General features: G+C 46.7%; 26 protein-coding genes. 12 read left to right on the top strand and 14 right to left on the bottom strand.

Annotated features, from left to right (window positions below):
* Positions 1-68 precede the first annotated feature (68 nt).
* Genes NXS07_RS02935 through NXS07_RS02905 form a run of 7 tightly spaced genes read left to right on the top strand, consistent with a single transcriptional unit; the run spans position 69 to position 9,110 of the window.
* Positions 69-656, top strand: coding sequence for a Maf family protein (locus NXS07_RS02935; RefSeq protein ID WP_258086135.1), 588 nt, complete (start codon positions 69-71; stop codon positions 654-656).
* Positions 653-2,122, top strand: a complete 1,470-nt coding sequence (gene rng / locus NXS07_RS02930) for a ribonuclease G (protein WP_258086134.1) — start codon at positions 653-655, stop codon at positions 2,120-2,122. The genes NXS07_RS02935 and rng overlap by 4 nt, the downstream gene beginning before the upstream one ends.
* Positions 2,123-2,169: 47 nt before the next feature.
* Positions 2,170-6,006 (top strand): AsmA2 domain-containing protein YhdP, encoded by a 3,837-nt coding sequence (gene yhdP, locus NXS07_RS02925; RefSeq protein ID WP_258086133.1) that lies wholly within the window; start codon positions 2,170-2,172, stop codon positions 6,004-6,006.
* The gene (gene nit1, locus NXS07_RS02920; protein ID WP_038215497.1) at positions 6,003-6,851 is read left to right on the top strand and encodes a deaminated glutathione amidase; all 849 of its coding nucleotides are present in this window, start codon (positions 6,003-6,005) and stop codon (positions 6,849-6,851) included. Before yhdP ends, nit1 begins: the two co-directional genes overlap by 4 nt.
* An 18-nt stretch (positions 6,852-6,869) precedes the next feature.
* A complete protein-coding gene (tldD, locus tag NXS07_RS02915; protein ID WP_258086132.1) occupies positions 6,870-8,315 on the top strand; it encodes a metalloprotease TldD in 1,446 nt (481 codons plus the stop codon).
* A 44-nt stretch (positions 8,316-8,359) separates the two neighbouring features.
* Positions 8,360-8,836 carry a ribonuclease domain-containing protein gene (locus NXS07_RS02910; RefSeq protein WP_038192493.1) on the top strand — a complete coding sequence of 159 codons (477 nt, stop codon included), beginning with the start codon at positions 8,360-8,362 and terminating at the stop codon, positions 8,834-8,836.
* 4 nt (positions 8,837-8,840) lie between these two features.
* The gene (locus NXS07_RS02905; RefSeq protein WP_038192496.1) at positions 8,841-9,110 is read left to right on the top strand and encodes a barstar family protein; all 270 of its coding nucleotides are present in this window, start codon (positions 8,841-8,843) and stop codon (positions 9,108-9,110) included.
* 458 nt (positions 9,111-9,568) lie between these two features.
* On the opposite strand, the gene yjgA is transcribed toward NXS07_RS02905, so the two are convergent.
* Entirely contained in the window at positions 9,569-10,108 is a 540-nt protein-coding gene (yjgA, locus tag NXS07_RS02900; RefSeq protein WP_038192507.1) for a ribosome biogenesis factor YjgA, read from the bottom strand.
* A gap of 198 nt (positions 10,109-10,306) precedes the next feature.
* Here yjgA and pmbA point away from each other — a divergent pair, with 198 nt between their 5' ends.
* On the top strand, positions 10,307-11,650 hold the full coding sequence (gene pmbA, locus NXS07_RS02895; RefSeq protein ID WP_258086131.1) for a metalloprotease PmbA: 1,344 nt from the start codon (positions 10,307-10,309) through the stop codon (positions 11,648-11,650).
* A gap of 51 nt (positions 11,651-11,701) precedes the next feature.
* Here pmbA and rnk read toward each other — a convergent pair whose 3' ends face one another.
* The 13 genes from rnk to NXS07_RS02830 all read right to left on the bottom strand — a co-directional run bounded on the left by rnk (position 11,702) and on the right by NXS07_RS02830 (position 22,133).
* Entirely contained in the window at positions 11,702-12,112 is a 411-nt protein-coding gene (rnk, locus tag NXS07_RS02890) for a nucleoside diphosphate kinase regulator (protein ID WP_038186553.1), read from the bottom strand.
* Positions 12,113-12,317: 205 nt separating this feature from the next.
* Positions 12,318-13,550 (bottom strand): alanine racemase, encoded by a 1,233-nt coding sequence (gene alr, locus NXS07_RS02885; RefSeq protein ID WP_038215088.1) that lies wholly within the window; start codon positions 13,548-13,550, stop codon positions 12,318-12,320.
* Positions 13,551-13,993: 443 nt separating this feature from the next.
* Entirely contained in the window at positions 13,994-14,266 is a 273-nt protein-coding gene (gene npr / locus NXS07_RS02880; RefSeq protein WP_012990122.1) for a PTS phosphocarrier protein NPr, read from the bottom strand.
* A gap of 17 nt (positions 14,267-14,283) precedes the next feature.
* The gene (rapZ, locus tag NXS07_RS02875; RefSeq protein WP_038201372.1) at positions 14,284-15,135 is read right to left on the bottom strand and encodes an RNase adapter RapZ; all 852 of its coding nucleotides are present in this window, start codon (positions 15,133-15,135) and stop codon (positions 14,284-14,286) included.
* An 80-nt stretch (positions 15,136-15,215) separates the two neighbouring features.
* A complete protein-coding gene (gene ptsN, locus NXS07_RS02870) occupies positions 15,216-15,683 on the bottom strand; it encodes a PTS IIA-like nitrogen regulatory protein PtsN (RefSeq protein WP_258086130.1) in 468 nt (155 codons plus the stop codon).
* A gap of 147 nt (positions 15,684-15,830) precedes the next feature.
* Positions 15,831-16,118, bottom strand: coding sequence for a ribosome hibernation promoting factor (gene hpf / locus NXS07_RS02865; RefSeq protein WP_038186543.1), 288 nt, complete (start codon positions 16,116-16,118; stop codon positions 15,831-15,833).
* A 23-nt stretch (positions 16,119-16,141) separates the two neighbouring features.
* Positions 16,142-17,581, bottom strand: a complete 1,440-nt coding sequence (gene rpoN / locus NXS07_RS02860) for an RNA polymerase factor sigma-54 (protein WP_258086129.1) — start codon at positions 17,579-17,581, stop codon at positions 16,142-16,144.
* Positions 17,582-17,646: 65 nt separating this feature from the next.
* A complete protein-coding gene (gene lptB / locus NXS07_RS02855) occupies positions 17,647-18,372 on the bottom strand; it encodes an LPS export ABC transporter ATP-binding protein (RefSeq protein ID WP_038201381.1) in 726 nt (241 codons plus the stop codon).
* A gap of 6 nt (positions 18,373-18,378) precedes the next feature.
* Entirely contained in the window at positions 18,379-18,912 is a 534-nt protein-coding gene (lptA, locus tag NXS07_RS02850; RefSeq protein ID WP_258086128.1) for a lipopolysaccharide ABC transporter substrate-binding protein LptA, read from the bottom strand.
* A complete protein-coding gene (gene lptC / locus NXS07_RS02845) occupies positions 18,893-19,480 on the bottom strand; it encodes an LPS export ABC transporter periplasmic protein LptC (RefSeq protein WP_258086127.1) in 588 nt (195 codons plus the stop codon). Before lptC ends, lptA begins: the two co-directional genes overlap by 20 nt.
* Before the next feature lie 19 nt (positions 19,481-19,499).
* Positions 19,500-20,063, bottom strand: a complete 564-nt coding sequence (gene kdsC / locus NXS07_RS02840) for a 3-deoxy-manno-octulosonate-8-phosphatase KdsC (protein WP_038192524.1) — start codon at positions 20,061-20,063, stop codon at positions 19,500-19,502.
* A 99-nt stretch (positions 20,064-20,162) separates the two neighbouring features.
* Positions 20,163-21,131: an arabinose-5-phosphate isomerase KdsD gene (gene kdsD / locus NXS07_RS02835; RefSeq protein ID WP_258086126.1), complete on the bottom strand. Its 969-nt coding sequence runs from the start codon at positions 21,129-21,131 to the stop codon at positions 20,163-20,165.
* A 24-nt stretch (positions 21,132-21,155) separates the two neighbouring features.
* Positions 21,156-22,133 (bottom strand): calcium/sodium antiporter, encoded by a 978-nt coding sequence (locus NXS07_RS02830; RefSeq protein ID WP_258086125.1) that lies wholly within the window; start codon positions 22,131-22,133, stop codon positions 21,156-21,158.
* A gap of 231 nt (positions 22,134-22,364) precedes the next feature.
* Here NXS07_RS02830 and mlaF point away from each other — a divergent pair, with 231 nt between their 5' ends.
* The 4 genes from mlaF to mlaC are packed head-to-tail and all read left to right on the top strand — an operon-like array spanning position 22,365 to position 25,141.
* Positions 22,365-23,168, top strand: a complete 804-nt coding sequence (mlaF, locus tag NXS07_RS02825; RefSeq protein WP_012990133.1) for a phospholipid ABC transporter ATP-binding protein MlaF — start codon at positions 22,365-22,367, stop codon at positions 23,166-23,168.
* Positions 23,169-23,178: 10 nt separating this feature from the next.
* Positions 23,179-23,961, top strand: coding sequence for a lipid asymmetry maintenance ABC transporter permease subunit MlaE (gene mlaE, locus NXS07_RS02820; protein ID WP_038186623.1), 783 nt, complete (start codon positions 23,179-23,181; stop codon positions 23,959-23,961).
* Positions 23,962-23,965: 4 nt separating this feature from the next.
* Complete coding sequence (gene mlaD / locus NXS07_RS02815) at positions 23,966-24,478, top strand: outer membrane lipid asymmetry maintenance protein MlaD (RefSeq protein WP_038201391.1); 513 nt, start codon at positions 23,966-23,968, stop codon at positions 24,476-24,478.
* A 33-nt stretch (positions 24,479-24,511) separates the two neighbouring features.
* Positions 24,512-25,141, top strand: coding sequence for a phospholipid-binding protein MlaC (gene mlaC / locus NXS07_RS02810; protein ID WP_038201392.1), 630 nt, complete (start codon positions 24,512-24,514; stop codon positions 25,139-25,141).
* Position 25,142 lies beyond the last annotated feature (1 nt).

Raw genomic sequence — 25,142 nt, 5'->3', positions numbered from 1 at the left:
AGTTTCCTGTTTTTTAATGGACTGATATTAATAGCCTCCAATGCAATATGCTTTAAGGATGACTCACGATGAAAACCCTTTACTTAGCTTCTGGCTCACCAAGGCGGCGTGAGTTGGTGGGAATGTTAGACTTCAATTTTGAGATTCTGACACCACAGGTTGAAGAAAAATGGCAAGAAGGGGAATCACCGCAGCAATATGTCAGCCGACTGGCCAGAGAAAAAGCACAGGCTGGCGTGGCAATAGCACCGAATGACTTTCCCGTTCTGGGTGCGGATACTATTGTTGTATTGAATAACCGTATTCTGGAAAAACCGCGTAATCCACAACATGCTGCTGAAATATTGAGTACTTTGTCTGGGCAGAGTCATCAAGTTATGACGGCTGTAGCTTTATCGAACAGTCAGCACACCCTAAGTGAAATAGTCATTACAGATGTGATATTCCGCCAGTTATCCCAACAGGAAATACAGAAATATATTGCAACTGGGGAGCCGATGGATAAAGCCGGCGCTTATGGCATTCAAGGTAAGGGCGGTTGTTTTGTCAGAAAAATTAATGGCAGTTACCATGCTGTTGTCGGCTTACCACTGGTGGAAACATATGAATTAATCACACGATTTTTGGCATTAGCTGATGGGAAGCATTATTCATGACAGCAGAGTTATTAGTCAATATCACGCCATCCGAAACGCGGGTTGCTTATATTGATGGCGGTATTTTGCAGGAAATACATGTTGAGCGAGAAGCGAGAAGAGGCATTGCCGGAAATATTTACAAAGGTCGGGTGAGCCGGGTTCTGCCCGGAATGCAGGCGGCTTTTGTTGATATCGGGCTGGAGAAAGCCGCCTTTCTTCATGCTTCGGATATTGTGCCTTACACCGAATGTATTGCGGGTGAAGAGAAGAAGAATTTCCATGTCAGAGATATAGCCGAGTTGGTTCATCAGGGGCAGGATTTGATCGTGCAGGTGGTGAAAGATCCCCTCGGCACAAAAGGTGCCCGATTGACGACAGATATTACCCTGCCATCCCGTTATCTGGTGTTTATGCCGGGAGCCTCTCATGTTGGTGTTTCACAGCGGATAGAGAGTGAAGAAGAACGCGACCGCCTGAAATCTATTGTGATGGATTACTGTAATGAGCATGGAGGGTTTATTATCCGCACGGCCGCCGAAGGTATAGGGGCAGAAGAGCTCGTACAGGATGCCGCATTTTTGCAGCGCCTGTGGGGTAAAGTGATTGAACGTAAGAAACGTAATATCACCAAAAATAAAGTCTACGGTGAGCTGGCACTGGCACAGCGTGTTCTGCGTGATTTTGCGGGCGCTCCCCTTAATCGTATTCGGGTGGATTCCCGTCAGACATTCCTTCAATTACAGGAATTCATCGACGAATATATTCCTGAAATGAACGCCAAGCTGGAGCATTATCAGGGAAACCAGCCTATATTCGATCTTTATGATGTTGAAAATGAAATTCAGCGCGCGCTGGAACGTAAAGTAGAATTAAAGTCGGGTGGTTATCTGATTATTGATCAAACGGAAGCCATGACGACAATAGATATTAATACTGGCGCTTTTGTCGGGCATCGTAATCTGGAAGAAACGATCTTTAATACCAATATTGAAGCCACTCAGTCGATTGCCCGCCAACTAAGGCTGCGTAATTTAGGTGGGATCATTATTATTGATTTTATCGATATGGGTAATGAAGAACACCGTCGCCGTGTGCTGGCTTCTTTAGAACAGGCATTGAGCAAAGACCGGGTGAAAACAACCATTAATGGCTTTTCCCAGCTTGGTCTGGTGGAAATGACCCGCAAGCGGACACGGGAAAGTATCGAGCATATTTTATGTGATAACTGTCCGACTTGTCAGGGACGTGGCACGGTAAAATCCGTTGAAACAGTATGTTATGAAATTCTGCGTGAGATTGTGCGTGTTCACCGCCTCATTGATGCAGATCGTTTTCTGGTTTATGCCTCTCCTGCTGTGAGCGAAGTCCTGAAAGGGGATGAATCTCACGCCTTGGCTGAGGTGGAAATTTTTGTGGGCAAACAGGTTAAGGTACAGACAGAACAACTCTACAGTCAGGAGCAATTTGACGTTGTGATGATGTAAAACCACCGGTTTGCAGAGAGATAACGCTGACAACCAAGGAGAAATGTGTGAGGCGACTGCCGGGGATATTATTAGCGACAGCCGCAATAGTCGTTATCATTGTGGCTTTGCTTGTCAGCGGGTTACGTTTTTTCCTGCCACATATCAATGATTATCGTCAGCAAGTGGCGGAAAAAATTGCTGTCGTGACGGATATACCTGTCCATATGGGTTATATCAACGGCCATTGGGAATCATTTGGCCCCAGTTTGGAAATCCGTGATATCAGCGCCAAAACAAAGGATGCGAGTTTTCAGGCTAAAAAGGTGACGCTTTCCCTGAATGTCTGGCGTTCGCTTTTACAATGGCGCTGGCATTTCCGTGACCTGTCTTTTTATCAACTGGAAGTCAATTATGATAAGCCCCTGTTTAGTGGGAAAGATGAAAATCTACTTTCTGAGCCAGACAGCCTCTCTTCCTTTGTTCTTGAGCAACTTAATCATTTTGATTTGCACGACAGCCGTTTGACCTTCCAGACGCCATCGGGTGAAAAAGCGCAACTGATACTGCCACAACTGACATGGCTGAATAAAGACGATCGCCATCGAGCACAGGGAAGCGTCAATCTCTCTTCGATTAATGGTCAGGAAGGCGTTGTTCAGGTGAAATTTGACCTGAAAGATATCAATGGGGTTCTGGATAATGGTGTTATTTATTTACAGGCTGATGATATTGATATGCGGTTGTGGTTAAGCCGTTGGTTAAGAGATAACACGGGGCTGGAAAGTAGCCGTTTCAGTCTGGCGAGCTGGATTACCCTGAAAGGGGGAAGAATTGACAGCGGGCGTCTGCAACTGAAGCAAGGAGAAGCCAACTGGTATGTTGGTAGTGAAAAACACCAGCTTGCGGTCAGTGACCTCATTCTGCAAATGTGCCGACAGGGTGAAGGCTGGCTGTTTAATATCCCGAATCTGGCAAATCTGAAAACCAATGGTCAGCAGTGGCCAGTGGGACGCATTGCGGCGCTGTATGTCATGCAGGCGGACAAATACCAAGGAAAAGCTCACTGGCGTCTCCGTGCTGAAAATATTCAACTTGAACGTCTGAATGGAATATTGCCATTACTCTCTTCTGTGACACCGAATGTTGTCAAAGATTGGCAGCATCGGCAGCCGAAGGGGATGCTCAACCACTTTGCCCTTGATATCACGCCTGAATTACCGGATAGCTCAATGGGAATTGCCATCAAATGGCAGGATGTTAGCTGGTTACGCTGGCAGGATCTGCCGTCTGTCAACCATTTCAGTGGAACGTTGAGTGGCAATAAGCAGTGGGGAAGTCTGAAATTTGAGCTGAAAAACAGTACCGTTGATTATCGCAGCTTGTTTCAGGCGCCGTTCGACATTACGAGCAGTGAAGGGCAGTTTGCCTGGAGAAATGACCATCATGGGTTGAAGGTGTGGGGGCGGGATCTGGATTTACAGGCCAAATCATTATGGTTCAATGGGGCTTTTAACTATTTGTTACCCAAGAATGAGCCGCCAGTGCTGGAAATGCTTGCGGGAATTCGTGTTGATGATGCGGGAGAGGCATGGCGTTATTTTCCCAAGCCACTGATGGGGGCATCATTGACGGACTATTTGACCCACTCTCTGATTAAAGGAAAGATCGAGAATGCCACTCTCCTCTTTCAAGGCAATCCCCACGATTTCCCGTTCAAGCAGAACAATGGCCAATTTCAGGTTTGGGTTCCTTTGCGCCATGCGACCTTTCAATATCAACCTGACTGGCCTGCCTTGTTTGATTTTGATATCGATCTGAATTTCCAAAATAACGGATTGTGGATGCAGGTACCGAAAGCGAAGTTGGGGAAAGTCGATGCCACCCGGCTGACTGCCGTGATCCCCGATTATGGCAAACAGAAGCTATTGATTGACGGCGAATTATCGGGGAATGGCAAAAATATCCACGATTATTTTAAACACAGCCCATTGGCAGGGTCTATCGGCAGTGCGCTGGATGAGTTACAACTTGATGGCAGAGTTGATGGTAAGCTCCATCTGGATATTCCCTTGGAGGATGGCAAAGTCAATGCGAGTGGAGAGGTGGTATTGCAAGATACCGCACTGTTCATCAAGCCATTGGATAGCAAAATGGAACATGTGAGTGGGAAATTTCGCTTTGATGATGGCAAACTGCAAAGTGATACATTATCCGCTCAGTGGTTGGGACATCCTCTGTCCCTGCGGTTTACCACGCAGGATTTACCGAAACATTATCAGGTGGATGTTGATCTGAATGCGCACTGGGCTGCCGGGAAATTACCGGAAGTCCCCGCCGAAATTCGCCGCCAACTATCAGGAACGTTGGATTGGCAGGGGAAAGTGAACATCGCTATACCTGCACAAAGCACATCTTCACACACTAAACCGCAACAAAATGGTGTGAAATACCGTGTTTCGATCAATGCAGATTTGTCACATATCAACAGTAAACTGGCTGCATTGGACACCGAATTGCTACGGGAATGGCAGGGTATCGATGTTCTTGCTGAGGGGGACATGAACCAAATACAGATTAAAGGTTCACTGGGAAAACAACATGCATTCAATACCCAATGGCAATTGGGAAAAACGCATGCCCGACTACAACGCGGTATTATGAATAGCGAGGGTAATGGCACTCCAATACTGCCGGAGAAGTCGCTGCTGGCGTTAAACCTGCCTGAGATTGATGGCGAAAAGTGGTTGCCGCTGATAGTGCCACTGATGTCTGGTTCATCAGAAGATGATGGCCTGTTATGGCCGGAAATGTTCGAAATTTCCATGCCGTCACTGAAGATTGGCGGCCAGCGCTGGAATCAGCTCGTCTTCAATATTGTTCAACAGGCCGATGGCATGAAGGTCAGCGCGGCGGGAGAAAAGCTCAAAGGCAATCTGTTGATTTACCGTCATGAGCCGTGGCAAGCCTCAATCGATTACCTTTATTATGATCCGCAGTTTCCTGAAGATTCATCGGCTGGCTCCAATACGTTAACTTCAGACACCACGGAAGCCAAAAAATACGGCTTGCGCCATTGGCCGTCACTGAATGTTAAGTGTGCAGAGTGCTGGGTTGCCGGGCTGAAACTCGGCAAAGTATCCGGAACGGTGATGCCGGAAGGTGATTCACTGGTTTTGACAAATGGACAACTGGAGAACCGTGCGGGCAAATTGACATTATCTGGGCACTGGGGTGAAAACGATATTGGAAACTATACTCAGGCCAAAGGGCAATTATCGGGACAAAGATTCGATGAGATGGCGGCTTATCTGGGGTTTATCGTCCCAATAGTCGATGCGCCGTTTAAATTTGATTTCGATCTAGGTTGGCGGGGGACTCCGTGGAACCCCGATATTAAAACGTTGAATGGTACACTGACGGGCGAGACGAAAAAAGGCGCTATAGCCAAATTGGGTGGTGGCCGGGCGGGGCAATTGTTAAGACTGATCAGTTTTGATGCATTGCTGCGCAAATTACAATTGGATTTCAGTGACACATTCAGTAATGATTTCAACTTCGATTCCATTCGTGGCGACACAACGATCAAAAATGGCGTCATGTATACCGAAAACTTCCGTATTGATGGGCTGGCGGCGGACATCGATGCGGAAGGTCAGACAGACTTGGTTCGTCGACAGATCAATATGGAGTTGGTGATTACACCGGAAATCTCGACAACGGTTGGTGTGGCGACAGCTTTTGCGGTCAATCCTGTGGCAGGTGCTGCTGTTTTTGCGGCGACAAAAGTGTTGGGGCCTCTGTGGAGCAAAATATCGGTCATTCGCTACCGGCTCACGGGTAGCCTCGAACAGCCTAAAATTGATGAAGTTTTACGTCAGCTTAAGGAGAATAAAGGGTCATGAAAAACGTCAATGTTGCACTTTTACAATTATGCAGTGGTGCGAATGTCAAACATAATTTAGCGCAAGTTGAACAGCAGATTAAACAACTGCCGGATACGGTAAAATTAGTTCTGACCCCGGAAAATGCGTTACTGTTTGCAGACGCTGATACCTATCGCAAGTATGCAGAAGGACAGGGAAGTGGCCCGTTGCAGCAGGCTGTGAGTGAAATAGCACAGCGTTATGGTGTCTGGTTGCTGATTGGTTCAATGCCGATGATCAGTCGGGAAGAGCCGACCCGCATCACAAGCAGTAGCCTGTTGTTTGATGATCAAGGTGAAATCCGTGCGCGCTATGACAAAATCCACATGTTTGATGTCAATATCAACGATGAACATGGTGCCTACAATGAATCCACCGTTTATCAGCGTGGGGAGCACATTACCGTTGTCGATACGCCTGTTGGCCGTTTGGGGATGGCTATCTGCTATGATCTGCGTTTTCCCGGACTGTTTCAGGCACTGCGTGAACAGGGGGCGGAATTGATATCTGTTCCTGCTGCTTTCACCCGCCTGACAGGTAAGGCACACTGGGAACCTCTCCTGAGAGCACGGGCAATCGAGAACCAGTGCATCATTCTGGCACCCGCACAGGTTGGGGTGCATGGTACTCGCAGAACATGGGGGCATTCAATGGCGGTGAGTGGCTGGGGGGAAGTTATCAAGAAAAATCCTCTGACCGTCAGTGCATTACAACTCAACATCCGGCGGGATAGTCTGACTCACATGCGTGAGCAGATTAAAGTCGTGAAACATAATCGATTCCGTCCACAACTGACTTCTTTGATAAAAAAGAATACAAATTAAGGTAAAAGAGTAATCACTATGAGTTTAACTTTTGTCAGTGACTATTTACTGGCTGCTAATAACCTGAATCATCAAGATTTATTTTCTGTATTGGGACAATTGGCAGAGCGCCGTCTGGATTACGCCGATCTCTACTTTCAATCTAGCTACCACGAAGCATGGATTTTGGAAGACCGCATTATTAAGGATGGCTCCTATAATATCGATCAAGGTGTGGGCGTTCGGGCGATCAGTGGAGAAAAAACCGGTTTTGCCTATGCGGATCAAATCACGCTGAATGCCTTGCAGCAAAGTGCTCAGGCAGCACGCAGCATCGTACGGGAAGCGGGTAATGGCACCGTGCATACATTGGGTGCGGTCACACATAAAGGACTGTACCCAGCGATAGACCCCTTGCAGAGTATGAGCCGGGAAGAAAAAATTGCCTTGCTGCACCGGGTTGATCAGATTGCGCGAGCTGAAGATCCCCGGGTACAGGAAGTGAATGCCAGCCTGACAGGGGTTTATGAACAGATGCTGGTCGCGGCGACTGATGGCACATTGGCCGCGGATATTCGCCCATTGGTACGTCTCTCTGTCAGCGTACTGGTCGAAGAAGATGGCAAGCGTGAACATGGTTCCAGCGGAGGGGGCGCGCGTTATGGCTACGAATACTTCCTGCAAACGGCTGACGGACAGGTTCTGGCAGAACAGCTTGCCCGTGAAGCGGTACGTATGGCACTGGTCAACCTTTCTGCTGTTGCGGCTCCTGCGGGCACCATGCCCGTCGTACTGGGCGCTGGCTGGCCGGGTGTTTTACTGCATGAAGCCGTGGGACACGGTTTGGAAGGCGATTTTAACCGCCGTGGTACTTCGGTCTTCTCCGGCCAGATCGGGCAGCAAGTTGCCTCTGAACTGTGTACTGTGGTCGATGATGGCACGATCGAAGGGCGTCGTGGTTCATTATCTGTTGATGATGAAGGTGTACCGGGGCAGTACAATGTGCTGATTGAGAACGGCATTCTGAAAGGTTACATGCAGGACAAGCTTAATGCGCGCTTGATGGGTGTGGCTCCGACCGGTAACGGTCGCCGTGAATCCTATGCACACCTGCCGATGCCGCGAATGACCAACACTTATATGTTGGCGGGGAAATCCACACCGGAAGAAATTATCGCCAGTGTTGATCGTGGTCTGTACGCACCGAATTTCGGTGGTGGTCAGGTGGATATCACTTCCGGAAAATTTGTCTTCTCGACATCGGAAGCTTATTTGATTGAAAACGGCAAAATTACCAAACCGGTGAAAGGTGCCACACTGATTGGTTCGGGCATTGAAGCTATGCAGCAAATATCGATGGTTGGGAATGATCTGGCTCTTGATAAGGGTGTCGGAGTGTGTGGTAAAGAAGGACAGAGTGTACCAGTGGGTGTCGGGCAGCCAACATTGAAACTGGATAATCTGACCGTGGGGGGAACCGCTTGATAATTTCTTGAGTGGTATAATAATAAACTAAACGTGAGGTCATTATGAAAAAGAGCATACTAGCAGGTATCTTATTGATTTTGGCTTTTGTATCTATCACTTTTGCCCAAGGCTCTGAGTCGGTTGGCGCAGAAAAATCACAGCAAAATACAGAGGTATTGGAGAGCGCCTCTTCTGAACCGATTGGCGTTCTGACTAAACCGAAACGTGTTGCGCAGTATCTCCGCCAACATAACAATAGTAGACTTCCCGATTATTACCTCACGAAGGCACAGGCGCGTAATCTTGGTTGGGATGCCCGTAAAGGCAACTTATGCCAAGTCTCGCCGAATACGGCGATCGGTGGAGATCGGTTTTCCAATCGTGAAAATAAGCTACCGAAAAAACGTGATCGCCAGTGGTTTGAAGCGGATGTGAATTATAGCTGTGGACACCGAGGCAGTGATAGATTGCTCTATTCTAATGATGGCCTGATCTATCTGACAGTGGATCATTACAACACGTTTAAAAAATTGGAGTGATGATATGAAAAAAGTGGAATTTGATTTTGACCGTATCCCTGACTTAGAAACCTTCTATTGCGAATTTAAGGAGAGTTTCGATATTGGTGATCATTTTGGTGCAAACTTGGACGCCCTGTGGGATGCGGTAACGGGTGGCATTGAGTTGCCGGTTGAGATTAGTTTTATCCACTTTTCGTCGCAGAAACGAGTATATTTTGCGGCTTTAGTTTTGCTGTTTGAAGAAGCCGAAGAAGAATTGGAAGGGGAATTGCAGTTTAACATAGTAGAGTGAGTTTTCCTTTCTTGTTCGTGAATTTGGGCTTTCTGTTATATGACCGTGAGCACCTGAGGTATTCATCAGGTGCTCTGTTCTACTTCTTATTGAGCAAAGAAAATCGTATAACCTATTTTCATGATGTATATTTAAAACCATTTGATATTAAATAATTTTTACCCACGCCTTTTTTTCTATATTTATTTTTTATAAATAATCTTTTATTTTAAAAATAAATATCATTAAATATATTTTATATTTTATATTTTATATTTTATATTTTATATTTTATATTTTATATTTTATATTTTATATTTTATATTTATTTAGACTTAAACTGTTAACGTAAGTTAATTTAATGTAACTAACTATGAATATAGATGCTTGGTTTGTGACCTCATAGAGGTGATGAAGATAAAATGGCGGAGAAGAAAGAGAATACCGCCAGTTCTTAAAGAATTGGCGGTGGGAACATATTAAGCTGATTCAGACAGCTCTTTCAGATATTGGAAAATCTGACGGTAGGATTTTGGTGGCTTGTTGGTCTCTTTCTCTTTTTTGGCGTTGCGAACCAGCGTCCTCAGTTGCTGGCGATCCACATGCGGATACAACGTAACCACTTCCGTCAAGGCACCATCTGCATCTTCAAGCAGTTTGTCACGTAATTCTTCCAGCTTGTGAAACAGCACTATCTGCTGGTTGTGACGGTTATTCAGTTTATCCAGTGCAATGGTAATCGGTTCCGGATCGCGGGAACGCAACATTTTGCCAATTAACTGCAACTGGCGGCGACGGCCTTCACGCTTGATTCTCTGTGCCAGCTCAATGGCTGCCAGCAGGTCGTCATCCAGCGGAATGCGTTCCAGTGCGTTTTTACTCAGTTCAACCAGCTCCATTCCCAGCTTTTTCAGTGCTTCAGAATCCCGCTTAATTTCACTTTTACTGACCCAGATTATCTCTTCGTCTTCCTCTTCAGCAGGATAATTGTCAAGCCAATCTTCAGGCTGCTTTACCATAATCGTTTTCCTTCTAAAAAGGCCGGATAAGGTGCATTTTGGAACATGACCAATCGTCCGGTGGGTGTTAACATCCTAATATTGTGTATTGTAACTGGGAAAATTGCCTGATTACCACTCGGCATTGACGTTGTGGACGAATGTGAGGCGCTTTTTCTGATAAATTATCTCTTTAATTCATTGGATTACGGTTAATTAATGATAGTCACTAATCAATATATCGCGGAACAGCGCAAGCAATTGGAAGATGCGGTTTCCCACGCTCTCGAATTAGCGAAGACCGGTTCTGATGCTGCGGAAGTCTCGGTCAATAAAACGACGGGGATTAGCGTCAGCACCCGTTTCAGTGAAGTCGAAAATGTTGAGTTTAACAGCGATGGTGCGCTGGGGATCACGGTTTATCACCAGCAGCGCAAAGGCAGCGCTTCTTCAACCGATCTCAGCCCAGAGGCAATAGCCCGCACCGTGCAGGCCGCGATTGATATCGCCCGCTATACGTCACCTGATCCTTATGCTGGCCCGGCGGATAAAGATCTACTGGCATTCGCAGCGCCGGATCTGGATCTCTTCCACCCGGCTGATTTAGATACGGATACCGCCATTGAACTGGCTGCCCGTGCTGAACAAGCCTCATTGCAGGCAGATCAACGTATCACCAATACCGAAGGCGGCAGTTTTAACAGCCATTATGGTATCCGGATATTTGGCAATAGTCACGGTATGCTGCAAAGCTACTGCTCAAGCCGCCACTCTCTGTCTAGCTGTGTGATTGCTGAACAAGATGGCAATATGGAACGTGATTATGCTTATACCGTCAGCCGCCGTTTTGACGAATTGCAATCACCGGAATGGGTTGGGCAGGAGTGTGCTCGCCGTACTCTTTCTCGGCTGGGTGCACGTAAGTTACCGACCATGAAAGCGCCTGTCATCTTCTCTGCAGAAGTGGCTACGGGACTGTTCGGTCATTTGGTCGGTGCGATCAGCGGCAGCAGCATTTACCGCAAGTCTTCTTTCCTGCTGGATAGCTTGGGCAAGCAGATTTTACCTTCGTGGCTGACGATTGAAGAGCAGCCGCATTTGCTCAGAGGTCTGGCTTCAACACCTTTTGACAGTGAAGGTGTGCATACTGCACCGCGTGATATTATCAAAGAGGGTGTGTTGCAGACGTGGCTGCTGACTTCCTATTCAGCCCGTAAACTGGGCATGGTGAATACGGGGCATGCAGGTGGTATTCATAACTGGCGTATTGCGGGTCAAGGGCTGGATTTTGCAGCTTTGTTGCGTGAAATGGGAACTGGCCTGATTGTTACTGATCTGATGGGGCAAGGTGTTAGTGCGGTTACCGGCGATTATTCCCGTGGTGCATCCGGTTTCTGGGTTGAAAATGGCGAAATCCAGTATCCAGTCAGTGAAATCACCATCGCAGGTAATTTGAAAGATATGTGGGCGAATATGGTGACCGTCGGTGATGATATCGAAACACGCAGTAATATTCAGTGTGGTTCGGTACTGCTGCCGGAAATGAGTATCGCCGGTCAATAGGGATACTCAATCAACAACAGCCAGTTTGGGTTTTACTGGACTGGCTGTGAGTTAGCGATGATATTCACCTGCGGCTTCGGGTTGATAAATAATTTCTAATACTTTGATCCGGGTTTTTTCACTGTTTGGTAGTTGCCAGGTTATCTCATCATTCACCCTCAGACCCAAAAGAGCAGCGCCTAAAGGTGCCATGACAGACAGGTGCTTGGTACTATCCTGTAGAGACGCTGGATACACAAGAGTGCGTACACGCTCTTCATTGCTGCCCAAATCAATAAAGCGAATTTCACTGTTCATTGTGACAACATCCGGTGGAATTTCGACCGGAGGCACAATTTCAGCTCGATCCAACTCCGCATTCAGCGCCTCTGCAATGCTAGTATTGGCAAAGGCCGGTTGTTCCAACAGCGAATCTAAACGTTCCGCATCGAGTTCGTTAATAATAATTTTTGGTTTTTTCATACCACGCTCCAAATTAGGCTCAATACAAAATAACACCCCGCATCACAAGGAGGGGGGTGTTATTTTCAAAGTAATAAAATTGATATTAGGCTGTTCTGACGTGAAAATAAAGAGATCATGATCACGAACTGTTTTGTGCTGTTAATGGAATAGGGCTAATCCACACAGAATGGAAGAACAGCCCTATATCATTTTGAGCCGTGGATTATGCGCCTGTAATGGCGATCCTTGGGTTGGTTTCTCCCCAGATGGAAGAGAACTCAACAATATGCATTCCGCCCCATTTTTGAATGTCAGATTGGGTAATTTCTTCTTTGCCTTGTTTACCGAAGATGACCACTTCATCGCCACTCTTCACATCAGGCAAATCAGTTACATCGACCATGACGGTGTTCATGGAAACGAGGCCGACAACCGGTGCGCGGTGACCGTTGATCAGAACAAACGCTTTGTTGGACAGGCTGGAGCTGAAACCGTCAGAGAAACCCACAGGCAGGTTAGCCAGTTTGGAATCACGTTTCAGGATGTAGGTGTTGTCGTAGCTGACACCATTACCTTTAGGATAGGGTTTAACAGAAGCAACGCGGGTTTTTACCTGAATCAGTGGCTTGAATTCTGGATATTCAGGGGTCAGAACGCCGTACAGTGCACTGCCGACTCGCACCATGTCGAATTGTGCTTCAGGTACGCGGATTGACGCATAAGAGCTCGAAGCATGCAGAGTGATCTCGTTTCTTTTCAGATTGGCGGTTTTGATCAACCAAGCCGTTTGTTCTTTGAAATCGTTCACGCCTTCGCGGATCGCATCCAGATCTTTGAGGGCATAATGGCTCATCATGCCAACCAGTTTTAGGTTAGGTAACTGGGCGATTTTCAGCGCTTCTTGTTTACCCTGCTCAGTTTTCATTTCCAGGCCGTTACGGCTCATGCGCCCCGTGTTCAGAACTAAATGGACACGGATTGCTTTGCCGTGTTTTTTGGCAAGGGCATCGATAGTTTTAGCATGTTCTAGATCGCCAACCATTTCTTCCATGTCATAGCCCAGCGTACTTTCAATTTCAGTCGCAGCCGCCGCACGGATACGCATCAATTGCCCTTTGAAGCCGCTTTCACGCACGATGCGAGCTTCTTCATTGCTGGTAATTCCTACACAAGGCATGCCTGTTTTGATGACAGATGGCATCAGTAAATCGATACCATGACCGTAGGCATCACCTTTCAGAACTACACACACTTTGGTGTCTTTCGTCAGTTTGCTTTGTAGTGTGTGGATATTATTTTCGAAAGTCGTCGTGTTGATTTCAACCCAAGCGTTGTTAGTAGCTGCAACGTGTTCTGCCTGAGTATTGTCTAAAGAAAGTGCAGGGGCGGCTTGAGCAGTGCCTTGGCATAGGGTTAGTCCAAGAAGGATTGCCAGTGTAATTTTATTAAAACGCATGAAGTAATCTCCGGTTTAATATTTGAACTGTAAAAATGCTCCGAGTGTTAATACCCCGTAATGATAAGTTTTTTATTAATTAATTTCATATGGTTAAGCTTTATGGGGGTAACTTTGATTGTAATAGGAATACTATTTGTAAATAAGCAATATTATAAGCTAAATTTATATTTTAAGATGTTAATGATCTTCTGAGAGTAATGTCTGGCAGAGGAAATAATGAGAGGAATATGGCGTGATTCTGGGTTGATTTTCACCCTTGGTATCCATTGTTGAATACTGATAATTGTTTATTTATTCGACAACGGTATTATTTGAACGATATATAGTCGTCAATGGCAGGAACTGCGAAAAAACGATATTTCGCTTAAGAAACGGCATGTTATAGTGAGATGATTCAGTGTTTAAAAGGAAGGAAAGGGTAGGGAAGAGTAGGAAAGTGTTTATTCTTCATCAAATCCGGCATTAAATAACTCAATAATGGCGGCCAGTGCCTGCTGCTCATCCGACCCGGTCGCCTCAACTTCAATGTAACTGCCTTGTTCTGAATCCAGCATAAGCATGGCAATCACACTGTGGGCTTCGGCTTGAATATTGCTGCTGTTGCGCAGAATGACCTGCGATTGAAACTGCTGCACAAGGTCATGCAGTTTCATTGCAGGCCGGGCGTGCATACCAAGCCGATTTTTAATTTCAAGCTGCTTTTTGACTGTCATGCTCTGCCATTATTGTATTATTTACGTTTTTCCAGTGTGCGGTGACGTGATTGCACGTTTTTGCCACGGGAACGGAAGTAGTCCGCTAATTGTTCAGCGACGTAGACGGAACGGTGTTTACCCCCCGTACAACCAATTGCCACGGTGAGATAGCTGCGGTTATTGGTTTCGAGCATCGGCAGCCAGAGTTCAAGATAGCTGCGGGTCTGGTAAATAAAATTGTGTACTTCTGTGTGGCGATCCAAAAAGGCAGCCACAGGACGATCTAAACCGGTCATTGGCCGCAGTTTAGGGTCCCAGTGTGGGTTTGGCAGGAAACGCACATCGAAAACATAATCGGCATCAATCGGAATGCCATGCTTAAAGCCGAAAGACTCAAACACCATCGTCAGTTCGCGTTCGCGTTTGCCCAGTAAACGCGTTCTGAGCATTTCTGCCAATTCATGCACGGACATTTCAGAGGTGTCGATGATCAAGTCTGCCCGTGAACGCAGGGGTTCCAGCAGGTCACTTTCTTGATCAATAGCGCTTTCCAGCGACAGATTTTTGTTTGATAGTGGATGCAGGCGACGTGTGTCACTGTAGCGGCGGATCAGGGTGTTGCGATCCGCATCAAGAAACAGTAATTGTGGCGAGAACGTGTCCGGCAGTTTCGTCAGAGCTTCTTCGAAAATTTCTGGCGACTCCGGCATATTTCTCACGTCTATGCTGACCGCCGCTGAAATAGAGCGTTCAGCCAGTGTGCCTGCCAGTTCCGGCAGTAAGACCACTGGTAGGTTATCGACACAATAGAACCCCATATCTTCCAGCGCACGCAGGGCAACGGATTTACCGGAGCCGGAACGACCGCTGACTATCATCAGCACCATGAGATGACTCCCCTTTAATATCTCAGCGGTTCTAATGAGCCGCTGCTGTTTTGTTGCTTCCCAATAATTTTAATCGCTATTTATTCAGTTATGATTTTATATAGCTCTTCGTCACTTTGTGCTGAACGCAGGCGGCGGCAGAGATTCTTATCTGCAAGACGCTTTGCAATCAATGATAGTGAATGTAAATGGGTCTGACACTGGTCAGACGGCACCAATAAAGCAAATAGCAAGTCAACAGGCTGATTATCGATGGCATCGAAGGCAATAGGCTGTTCCAGATTCAGAAACACGCCAACGGCATTATGTGAGCACTCTTTATCCAGTTTGCCGTGAGGAATGGCAATCCCGTTGCCGATACCTGTGGTGCCCACTTTTTCGCGGGAAAGAATGGCCTCGAATATGGTATTTTCCGGTAATCCAAGCTGTTTTGATGCCAGTTCACTGATAATCTCTAAGGCGCGCTTTTTACTCGAACAAGGTACGTTGTTGCGTGTACATTCGGGCGAAAGCACCGAGCTTAGTGGTAAATCTGTTTCGTTGTTCATTTCTTTATTCACTTAGGGCCTGTAATACCGGATGCCTGACTGGAGGCACCCGGTATTGATGCACTGTTTATACCTTTCATCTGAAATCTATTGGGTATGTAAGTAGAACAGTGATGAGTTTATGACAGCCCCGTTGCCAGAAAGCTGTTAATGTTGTCTCAATTTACTTTTGTGTTTGGTCAATTGACGTGCCAGCTTATCTGCCAGCGCATCAATTGCCGCATACATGTCTTCATGCTCTGAGCTTGCATGCAACTCACCTCCATTGACATACACCGTGGCTTCAGCGATTTTCTGCACTTTTTCCACTCGGAGTATGACCTGAATGAGGTTAATTTTATCGAAATATTGATCCAGTTTGCCGCATTTTGTATTCACAATGTTGCGTAATGCATCGGTGATTTCAATATTGTGGCCTGTGACATTGAGTTGCATAGTGTTTTCCTTCTCTGTGTTGTTCAAACCAGTTTTTTGCGTTGGTTTGAAGGCGGGATGGATAACGACTCTCTATATTTTGCGACAGTTCGACGCGCTACTTGAATGCCCTGTTCGGCCAGTATGCTGGTCAATTTGCTGTCACTCAGTGGCTTGGCCGGGTTTTCTGCCGCGACCAATTTTTTCACCAGTGCCCGTATCGCAGTAGAAGAGGCTTCACCTCCGCTATCGGTATTGACATGGCTGGAGAAAAAATATTTCAATTCAAAAATGCCCCGTGGGCTATACAGATATTTCTGTGTTGTCACACGGGAAATGGTGGACTCGTGCATTTCAACCTGATAGGCGATATCTGCCAGTACTAGCGGTTTCATGTGCTCTGCACCATATTCAAAAAAATCTTGTTGCCGTTCAACAATGCAACTGGCAACTTTCAATAACGTGTCATTACGGCTTTCGAGGCTTTTTATCAGCCACTTGGCCTCTTGCAGATTATTGCGAATGAACAGACTGTCGCTTTCACTATGGGACTGTTGCCCCAACGCTGCGTAGTGTTGATTGATGCGCAGACGGGGGATGCTATCGGTATTCAGTTTGACTTGCCAGCTTTCATTTTCTTTATGAGCAAGCACATCAGGAATAACATACTCGGATTCACCTGTATTGACCACTAATCCGGGTTTGGGTTCCAATGATTGAATAATATCGATGGCTTCTTTCAGGGCGTTTTCCTTTAATTTGCTCAGACGTAACAAATTACGAAAGTCTCGATTGCCCAATAGTTCAAGGTATTTGCTGACAACCAGTTTGGCTTCGTTCAGGTAAGGTGTTTTTGTTGACAGCATCGAAAGTTGAATAAGCAGGCATTCACGCAAATCGCGGGCGGCGATACCAATCGGATCGAAATGCTGTATGCGTTTGAGTACGATTTCCACTTCTTCCAGCATCAGCTCATCATCGCCAATGCTGGCAAGGATCTCTTCGATTGAAACTGTCAGATAGCCTGAATCATCAATCGCATCAATGATGGAGGTGGCGATGGCAGAATCCGTTTCAGTAAACGGTGTCAACCCTGCCTGCCACATCAGATAGTCTTGCAGTGTCTGAGTGGTTTCACCTTGATAGACGGGAAAATCCTCAGCACTGTAATCGCTGTTTGTCCCCGAAGGAGTGCCAGCCGTGTAAATTTCATCCCAACTGGCATCCAATGGCAGTTCTTCCGGTATATCCTTCTGTTCAAGCGCTTCGCGGGTATCCATCACCTCAGTTGCCGCATCAGGGGATTCCTGACTGTCAATTTCCTCATGCGGATCATCCTGTTCAAGCAGTGGGTTAGCTTCCAAAGCCTGCTGGATCTCTTGTTGAAGCTCAAGCGTAGAAAGTTGCAACAAACGGATAGCTTGCTGGAGTTGTGGCGTCATCGCCAGTTGCTGACTGAGCCTGAGTTGCAAACTTTGCTTCATAGCATTACCACTTTCTCCTGAATTTCTCTGGAATTTCTCCTGAATGACGCCTGACAGAATCAGGATTAAAGACGGAAACCCTCACCCAGATAAACGCGTTTGACCTGCTCGTTGTTGAGAATATCTTCCGGGGAGCCGTGGGCAATCAACTGCCCTTGGCTGACGATATAGGCGCGTTCGCAGACATCCAGTGTTTCACGGACATTGTGGTCTGTAATCAGAACTCCCAGCCCATAGTCCCGCAGATGTTGAATGATCTTTTTGATATCGAGTACGGAGATGGGATCGACGCCAGCAAAAGGTTCATCTAGAAGAATGAATTTCGGGTTGGCGGCCAGAGCACGGGCAATTTCCACACGACGGCGTTCACCACCGGAAAGTGACTGTCCCAGATTGTCACGCAGATGAGCGATGTGAAACTCTTCCATCAATTCTTCTGCCCGCTCTTTTCGTTGTTCTTGTGTAATATCCTTGCGGATTTCCAAGACTGCCATCAAATTGTCAAATACGCTCAGACGACGGAAAATAGAAGGTTCCTGCGGTAAATAGCCTATCCCTCGGCGGGCGCGTTCATGCAGCGGTAGCAGGCTGATGTCTTCACCATCGATGGTGATGGTGCCAGTATCACGTGGCACAATGCCGACCACCATGTAGAAGGTCGTGGTTTTACCTGCGCCATTGGGGCCAAGCAAACCCACGATTTCGCCTGATTTGACGGTCAGACTGACGTCCTCAACGACCCTGCGACCCTTATAAGCCTTTGCCAGATTTTCTGCGTTTAAAATTGCCATACGTCGTTATTTACTCTTGTTGTTAACACTGGTGCCTTTTTCCTGTAGCTGGGAAGGCAACAGGACGGTAGTAACGCGTTTACCTTTGTCACTAAAGGCTTCCATTTGCTGTGTTGGCACTAGATAGGTGATTTTATCGCCTTTGATGTTACTGTCGAGTTGTTCAAGATAGGCATTACCTGTCAGTGTCATCAGCTCTTTATCCATCTCATAGCGCATTTTTGAGGCATGCCCTTTGATGGGTTTGCCGTCATCTTGTAACTGATAGAAAGTCGCCGGATTACCGTAGGCTTCAATAACCGTTTTTTTCGCATCCCCTTCTGGGTGAGTGACGACGACTTTATCCGCATGAATGTCGATTGAGCCTTGTTTTACGCTGACATTATCCGTAAATGTGGCTACGTTCCCCGTTAAATCCAAAGATTGCCTGTCAGAATTAAGGGTAATGGGCTGTTTCGTATCTTCTTTCAATGCCAGTACGGGCAGGCTGACTGCAAACAGGGTACTGGCAATAACGGTATTACGGATTAGGTTGTTCATTTGGGATCTCATAGTGAGTCGTCACCTTTTCAATCAATTCAGCAGTTTTGTTTCGCAGATTGCCACGCATTTTCATGCCAACAGATTTCAGGCCGATACCAATCAGAGTGACTTGGTCGTCGGATAAGATATCTTGAGACACCAGATTGACGGTCGCATTTTCTGTCGTGATTCGTTGCAGTTGTGATGCATCGGTCAGGCTATCCAGCTGGACATCGCCGTACAGATAGAGCATTTTATCGTTGGTCAGCTTTGCTTTATTTGCGCGTACTGTCCATGTCGGTGTTTCGGAAGTGCTATTGGGGGCAAAGATTGTCAATATGGGTTTAGTAAACCAAGTCAGTTTGGTTTCCGTATAGTTCTGTACGTCATCTGCCACCAGTTTGTAAGCCAGCTTGCCCTCGGGATCATAGACAAAAGAAGTGGCTTCCTGTGTTTGATAAGTGGGATGCCCATCATCCACAATCGGCGATGAAGCGTTTTCATTTAAATTGGATAAATTCCAGCCAATCAGCGCAAGCGCGATCAATGCCAGTGTTCCGATCAGCCAGGATTGAATTCTGCTCATTCTCTTTTCAATTTTAGTCTTATATTGATAACCCTTTGGCATCTTCCAGCTTATTCTGAGCGAAAAGTACCAAATCACAAAGCTCCCTGACTGCACCACGGCCACCTGCAATCCGAGTCACATAATCCGCCCTTGGCAGCAGCAGTGGATGGGCATCAGAAACCGCAGCCGATAACCCAACTTGTGCCATCACAGGCCAGTCGATAAGATCATCACCAATATAAGCGACCTGTTCTGGCTGTAACGTTAGTTTATCTAACAGTTCCTTATACGCCAAAACCTTATCGCTCTGTCCTTGGTAAAGATGTGTAATACCCAGTGTTTCTGCGCGATCTTCCAGCAACTTAGCGTTACGGCCAGTAATGATGGCGACTTCAATGCCTGAGGTAATCAGACAACGGATGCCGTAACCATCACGAACGTTAAAGGCTTTCAGTTCCTCACCCTGATTGCCCATATATATCAGGCCATCTGACATCACACCATCAACATCACAAATCAGTAGACGGATTTTACTGGCTTTTTCGATAATTTCTTCGTTGACCGGGCCATAACAGGTGTCCAGATACGTTTTTTGACTCATTCAGGAATTCTCTTAAGGTTTATACCACAGCTGCTTATACCATTGCCTGTGCTTTCATACTCTAACCCTTCATCTTTCTCTGTTGGGTATATACGGACCTTATACTACACCCGCCTGCAAGAGGTCATGCATATGCAGTACGCCGAGCAATTTTTCACCGTCAGTGACCAGCAGGGAAGTGATGTGGCGTGACTGCATCAGGTTCAGGGCATCAACGGCCAGTGTATGGGGCTTGATGCGGACACCGCCGGCAGTCATAACATCAGAGATGTTTGCATGGTTTAAATCGGTTCCCATATCGAAAACACGGCGCAAATCCCCGTCAGTGAAAATCCCTTTGATCTGCATATCGTCATCGCAGATGACGGTCATTCCCAGTTTCTTACGGGTGATTTCAACCAAGGCCTCACGTAGTGTCGCGGTATAAGGAACACGGGGAATATCATCGTCGGTGGTCATTAAATCACTGGTCAGTAACAGAAGTTTGCGTCCCAGTGTGCCGCCCGGATGGGAAAGGGCAAAATCTTCAGCGGTAAAACCACGGGCCTGTAAGAGCGCAACGGCCAGAGCATCCCCCATGACAAGTGTCGCCGTCGTGCTGGTGGTGGGCGCCAGCCCAAGCGGGCAGGCTTCCTGTGGCGTTTTGATGCACAGATGGATATCGGCAGCTTTCCCCATGCTACTGTTTGGGTTGTTTGTCATACAGATAAGCGGAACTTTTTGCCGTTTGAGGACGGGGATCAGAGAAAGGATTTCATTGGATTCACCGGAATTGGAGATTGTCAGCACGATGTCTTTTGATGTCACCATACCGAGATCGCCGTGGCTGGCTTCACCGGGGTGAACAAAGAAAGAGGGAGTACCCGTACTGGCAAATGTGGCGGCAATTTTTCGTCCAATATGACCGGATTTGCCCATCCCCATGACAATAACTTTTCCTTCACAACTAAACATCAACTCACAGGCCCGGCTGAAATCTTCATTAATATATTGTTCCAGTTCTGCCAATCCGTCGAGTTCGACCTGTAATACTTTTTTACCTGTTTGTTGAAAATCGATCTTAGACATTTTTACTTCCCACGTCATCGGCAATTAATCAGTACCGTAATAATTAGAAACAAAAAGTACGACAAAATAAGCGATAAAACAGCCCAGTAACAGGACGCCGTTTAATCGGTTCAATCGATGCTTTCTCCCCAGACAGAATATCGTGAATAACACACTGGCAGCCATCATGACCCAGAAGTCCCGGGAAAAGGCCTGAGGTGAAATGACGCTGGGTGAGAGTATACCGGGGATACCCAATACGAGGGTGATGTTGAAAACATTTGAGCCGATGATATTGCCCATCGCCATGTCATTCTCGCCTTTAATGGCCGCCGCAATCGAAGTGGCAAGTTCAGGCAGGCTGGTTCCTACCGCCAGAATTGTCAGGCCAATAACCAGTTCACTGATGCCATAAATACGTGCAACCACAGCTGCATTGTCAATCACCATGCGGGTAGAAATGGGGAGGATAATCAATCCTAAAACAACCCAGAGAAGTGCGATGCCTTTGTTGCCTTCGATGGGTAATTCTGCATCTCGTTCCTGCGTATAGCTGTCTAGGCCATCATCTTGGGAAACTATTGTCATTTTGATCATTAGGGCGATAAAGAACAAGGCGGTAAGTAACAGGACGATACCGTCCAGGCGGCTCAGGTAGCTGCCGGCCAGAATATAGCCTACAAATGCAGTAATCAGCAACATCAGCGGCAACTCCCGCCGCAGGATATCTGATTTCACCGTGATCGGTCGAATGAGTGACGCAGCGCCAGTAATCAGTAGCAGATTGGTAATATTGGAACCAATGGCATTGCCTATAGCCATGTTCGGTAGCCCATCTTGAGCTGCTGTGATAGACACCATCAATTCTGGCAGTGAAGTGCCGATTCCCATTATTGTCAAGCCGACGATATAGGGGGGTATTTTCAGTGAGCGGGCAAAAACCGCAGCACCATATACTAATCTATCAGAGCCATACACCAGTAAAATCAACCCGGTAATGAGCAGGGCAATAGACAGAAACATGGGGTGTTCCTTAAATAAAATTTATTCCGAACATAATGCTAATAATGGTTGATTTTTAAACATGAAATGTTTATTCAGCTAGACTTATATATTCTGACGGTCAAGCGGTAAAAAGTAAAATTTGTCATAACTTTGCTAACGCAAATTTGGCAATTTTTTTGTAGTATGCATGACTGATTATTTAAAAACAGTAAGAAACAAGTTTTATTAACGGTTAGGGGCTATCAAATAATGAGTCAACAAACAGCAAATCTTATTGAGATCTGCGGCATGTATTTCACTCGTGGTCAACGCCCGATTTTTTCTGATATTAATCTGACCGTTCCAAAAGGAAAAGTGACTGCCATCATGGGGCCTTCAGGCATAGGGAAAACCACCTTGCTGCGCCTGATTGGTGGGCAGATCCGCCCTGAACGCGGCGAGATCTGGTTTGATGGCGATAATATTCCGGCATTGTCCCGCCAACGCCTCTATGCTGCCCGTAAGAAAATGAGCATGTTATTTCAGTCAGGTGCGCTGTTTACGGATCTGAATGTCTTTGACAATGTCGCCTTTCCTTTGCGTGAGCATACCCAATTGCCCGAAGCGTTGATTCACACCACGGTGATGATGAAACTGGAGGCTGTCGGGCTGCGTGGGGCTGCGCACTTGATGCCATCGGAATTGTCTGGCGGCATGGCTAGACGGGCTGCATTGGCGAGGGCGATAGCACTCGATCCCGATCTCATTATGTTCGATGAACCTTTTGTTGGTCAGGACCCTATCACGATGGGCATTCTCGTCAAATTAATTGATGAGCTTAACCATGCGCTCGGTGTCACCTGTGTTGTGGTTTCTCACGATGTACCTGAAGTATTGAGTATTGCTGATTATGCTTACATTGTGGCTGAGAAGACGGTCATTGCAGAAGGTACACCGGAGCAGTTAAGAATGAATCAGGATCATCGGGTACGGCAATTCCTTGATGGCATTGCTGATGGGCCGGTGCCTTTCCGTTTCCCTGCGGGGGATTACAAAACTGAGTTATTAGGATAATGGAATGTTGATGTTAACACGGGCACTGGCTGCGCTGGGCAAACGTGCGATCGAGGTTGCGGCCTCATTCGGCCGTGCTGGCTTTATGCTTTTCAGTGCAATCATTGGTAAGCCAGAACCCGCCAAACAATGGAAATTATTATGTCAGCAGCTGTATAGCGTCGGTGTTCAGTCACTGCTGATCATCGTGGTTTCCGGCTTGTTTATCGGTATGGTTCTGAGTTTACAGGGCTATCTGGTTTTAACGACATTCAGTGCTGAGGGTAGCCTGGGCATGATGGTGGCTCTGTCACTGCTGCGTGAATTAGGGCCAGTCGTTACGGCGCTGTTGTTTGCTGGTCGGGCGGGTTCAGCTTTGACCGCAGAAATTGGTTTGATGAAAGCCACGGAGCAAATTTCCAGCTTGGAAATGATGGCGATTGATCCGCTGCGTCGGGTAATTGCTCCGCGTTTTTGGGCTGGTTTTATCAGTATGCCTTTACTCTCGCTGATCTTTGTCGCCGTTGGAATCATCGGAGGCGCGATAGTGGGGGTGGATTGGAAAGGCATTGATGCTGGTTTTTTCTGGTCTTCGATGCAATCGGCGGTGGATTGGCAAAAAGACTTGCTCAACTGTTTTCTTAAGAGCGTAGCTTTTGCCATTACGGTCACATGGATTGCACTGTTCAATGGTTATGATGCTATCCCAACATCAGAAGGGATCAGCAGGGCGACGACGCGCACAGTAGTTCATGCGTCGTTGGCAGTATTGGGTTTGGATTTTGTGCTGACAGCACTGATGTTTGGGAACTAAGTCGATGCAAAACAAGAAAAATGAAATTTGGGTTGGATGTTTTGTCTTGATTGCACTGGTTGCAATCGTCTTTTTATGTTTGAAAGTAGCTGATGTTCGGTCATTTGGTAGCCAGACAACCTATCGCGTATCTGCTGCATTTGACAATATTGGTGGACTGAAAGTGCGTTCACCCGTAAAAATTGGTGGGGTTGTGATTGGTCGTGTAGAGCGAATCTGGCTGGATCGCAAAACCTATACTCCACAGGTTGAACTGGATCTTTTCACTCAGTACGACAATATTCCAAGTACCAGCTCGCTTTCTATTCGGACATCAGGGCTATTGGGCGAGCAATATGTTGCAATGAATGTGGGTTTTTATGACCCTGATATGGGGGTATCCATGTTGAAAGGGGGAGATCGTATTGAGGACACCAAATCTGCAATGGTGCTTGAAGATTTGATCGGTCAGTTCTTATATAAAAGCGGTGACGGTGGTCAGGCAAAATCTGATTCAGCTCCGGCACCGGCACATTAATCTGCAATCCACGGCTTAGGAGAGATAGCATTTATGTTTAAGCGATTACTTATGGTTGCGCTGCTGGTGGTTGCACCATTGGCCAGCGCAGTTGATCAAACCAACCCTTACGCATTGATGAAAGATGCAGCAGAAAAAACCTTCACCCGTTTGAAGAATGATCAGCCTCAAGTTCAGGCAAACCCAGAAGTTCTGCGTCAAATTGTGCGTGAAGAACTGTTGCCTTATGTGCAGGTAAAATATGCAGGGGCACTGGTTCTTGGAACTTACTACGGGCAGGCGACGCCTGAACAGCGCGAAGCCTATTTCAAGGCGTTTGAATCTTATTTAGAGCAGGCATATGGTCAGGCTCTGGCGATGTATCATGGCCAGAACTACCAGATTGCGCCAGAACAGCCATTGGAGGGCAAGACGATAGCGGCTATCCGGGTCACTATTACTGATGAAAATGGTCAGCCGCCTGTTCGCTTGGATTTCCAGTGGCGTAAAAATAGCAAGACAGGTTACTGGCAGGCTTATGACATGATTGCGGAAGGCGTAAGCATGATCACGACCAAGCAGAATGAATGGGCAGATATCCTGCGGCAGAAAGGGATTGATGCTCTGACAGAACAGTTGAAAATCAGCGCGAAAACGCCAATCACTTTAGAAAAGAAAAAGTGAC

This window comes from Xenorhabdus bovienii, assembly GCF_024721015.1.
Taxonomy (GTDB): Bacteria; Pseudomonadota; Gammaproteobacteria; order Enterobacterales; family Enterobacteriaceae; genus Xenorhabdus; species Xenorhabdus bovienii.
Note: the sequence above shows the minus strand (reverse complement) of the source record. Positions and strands in the feature narration are given on the sequence as shown.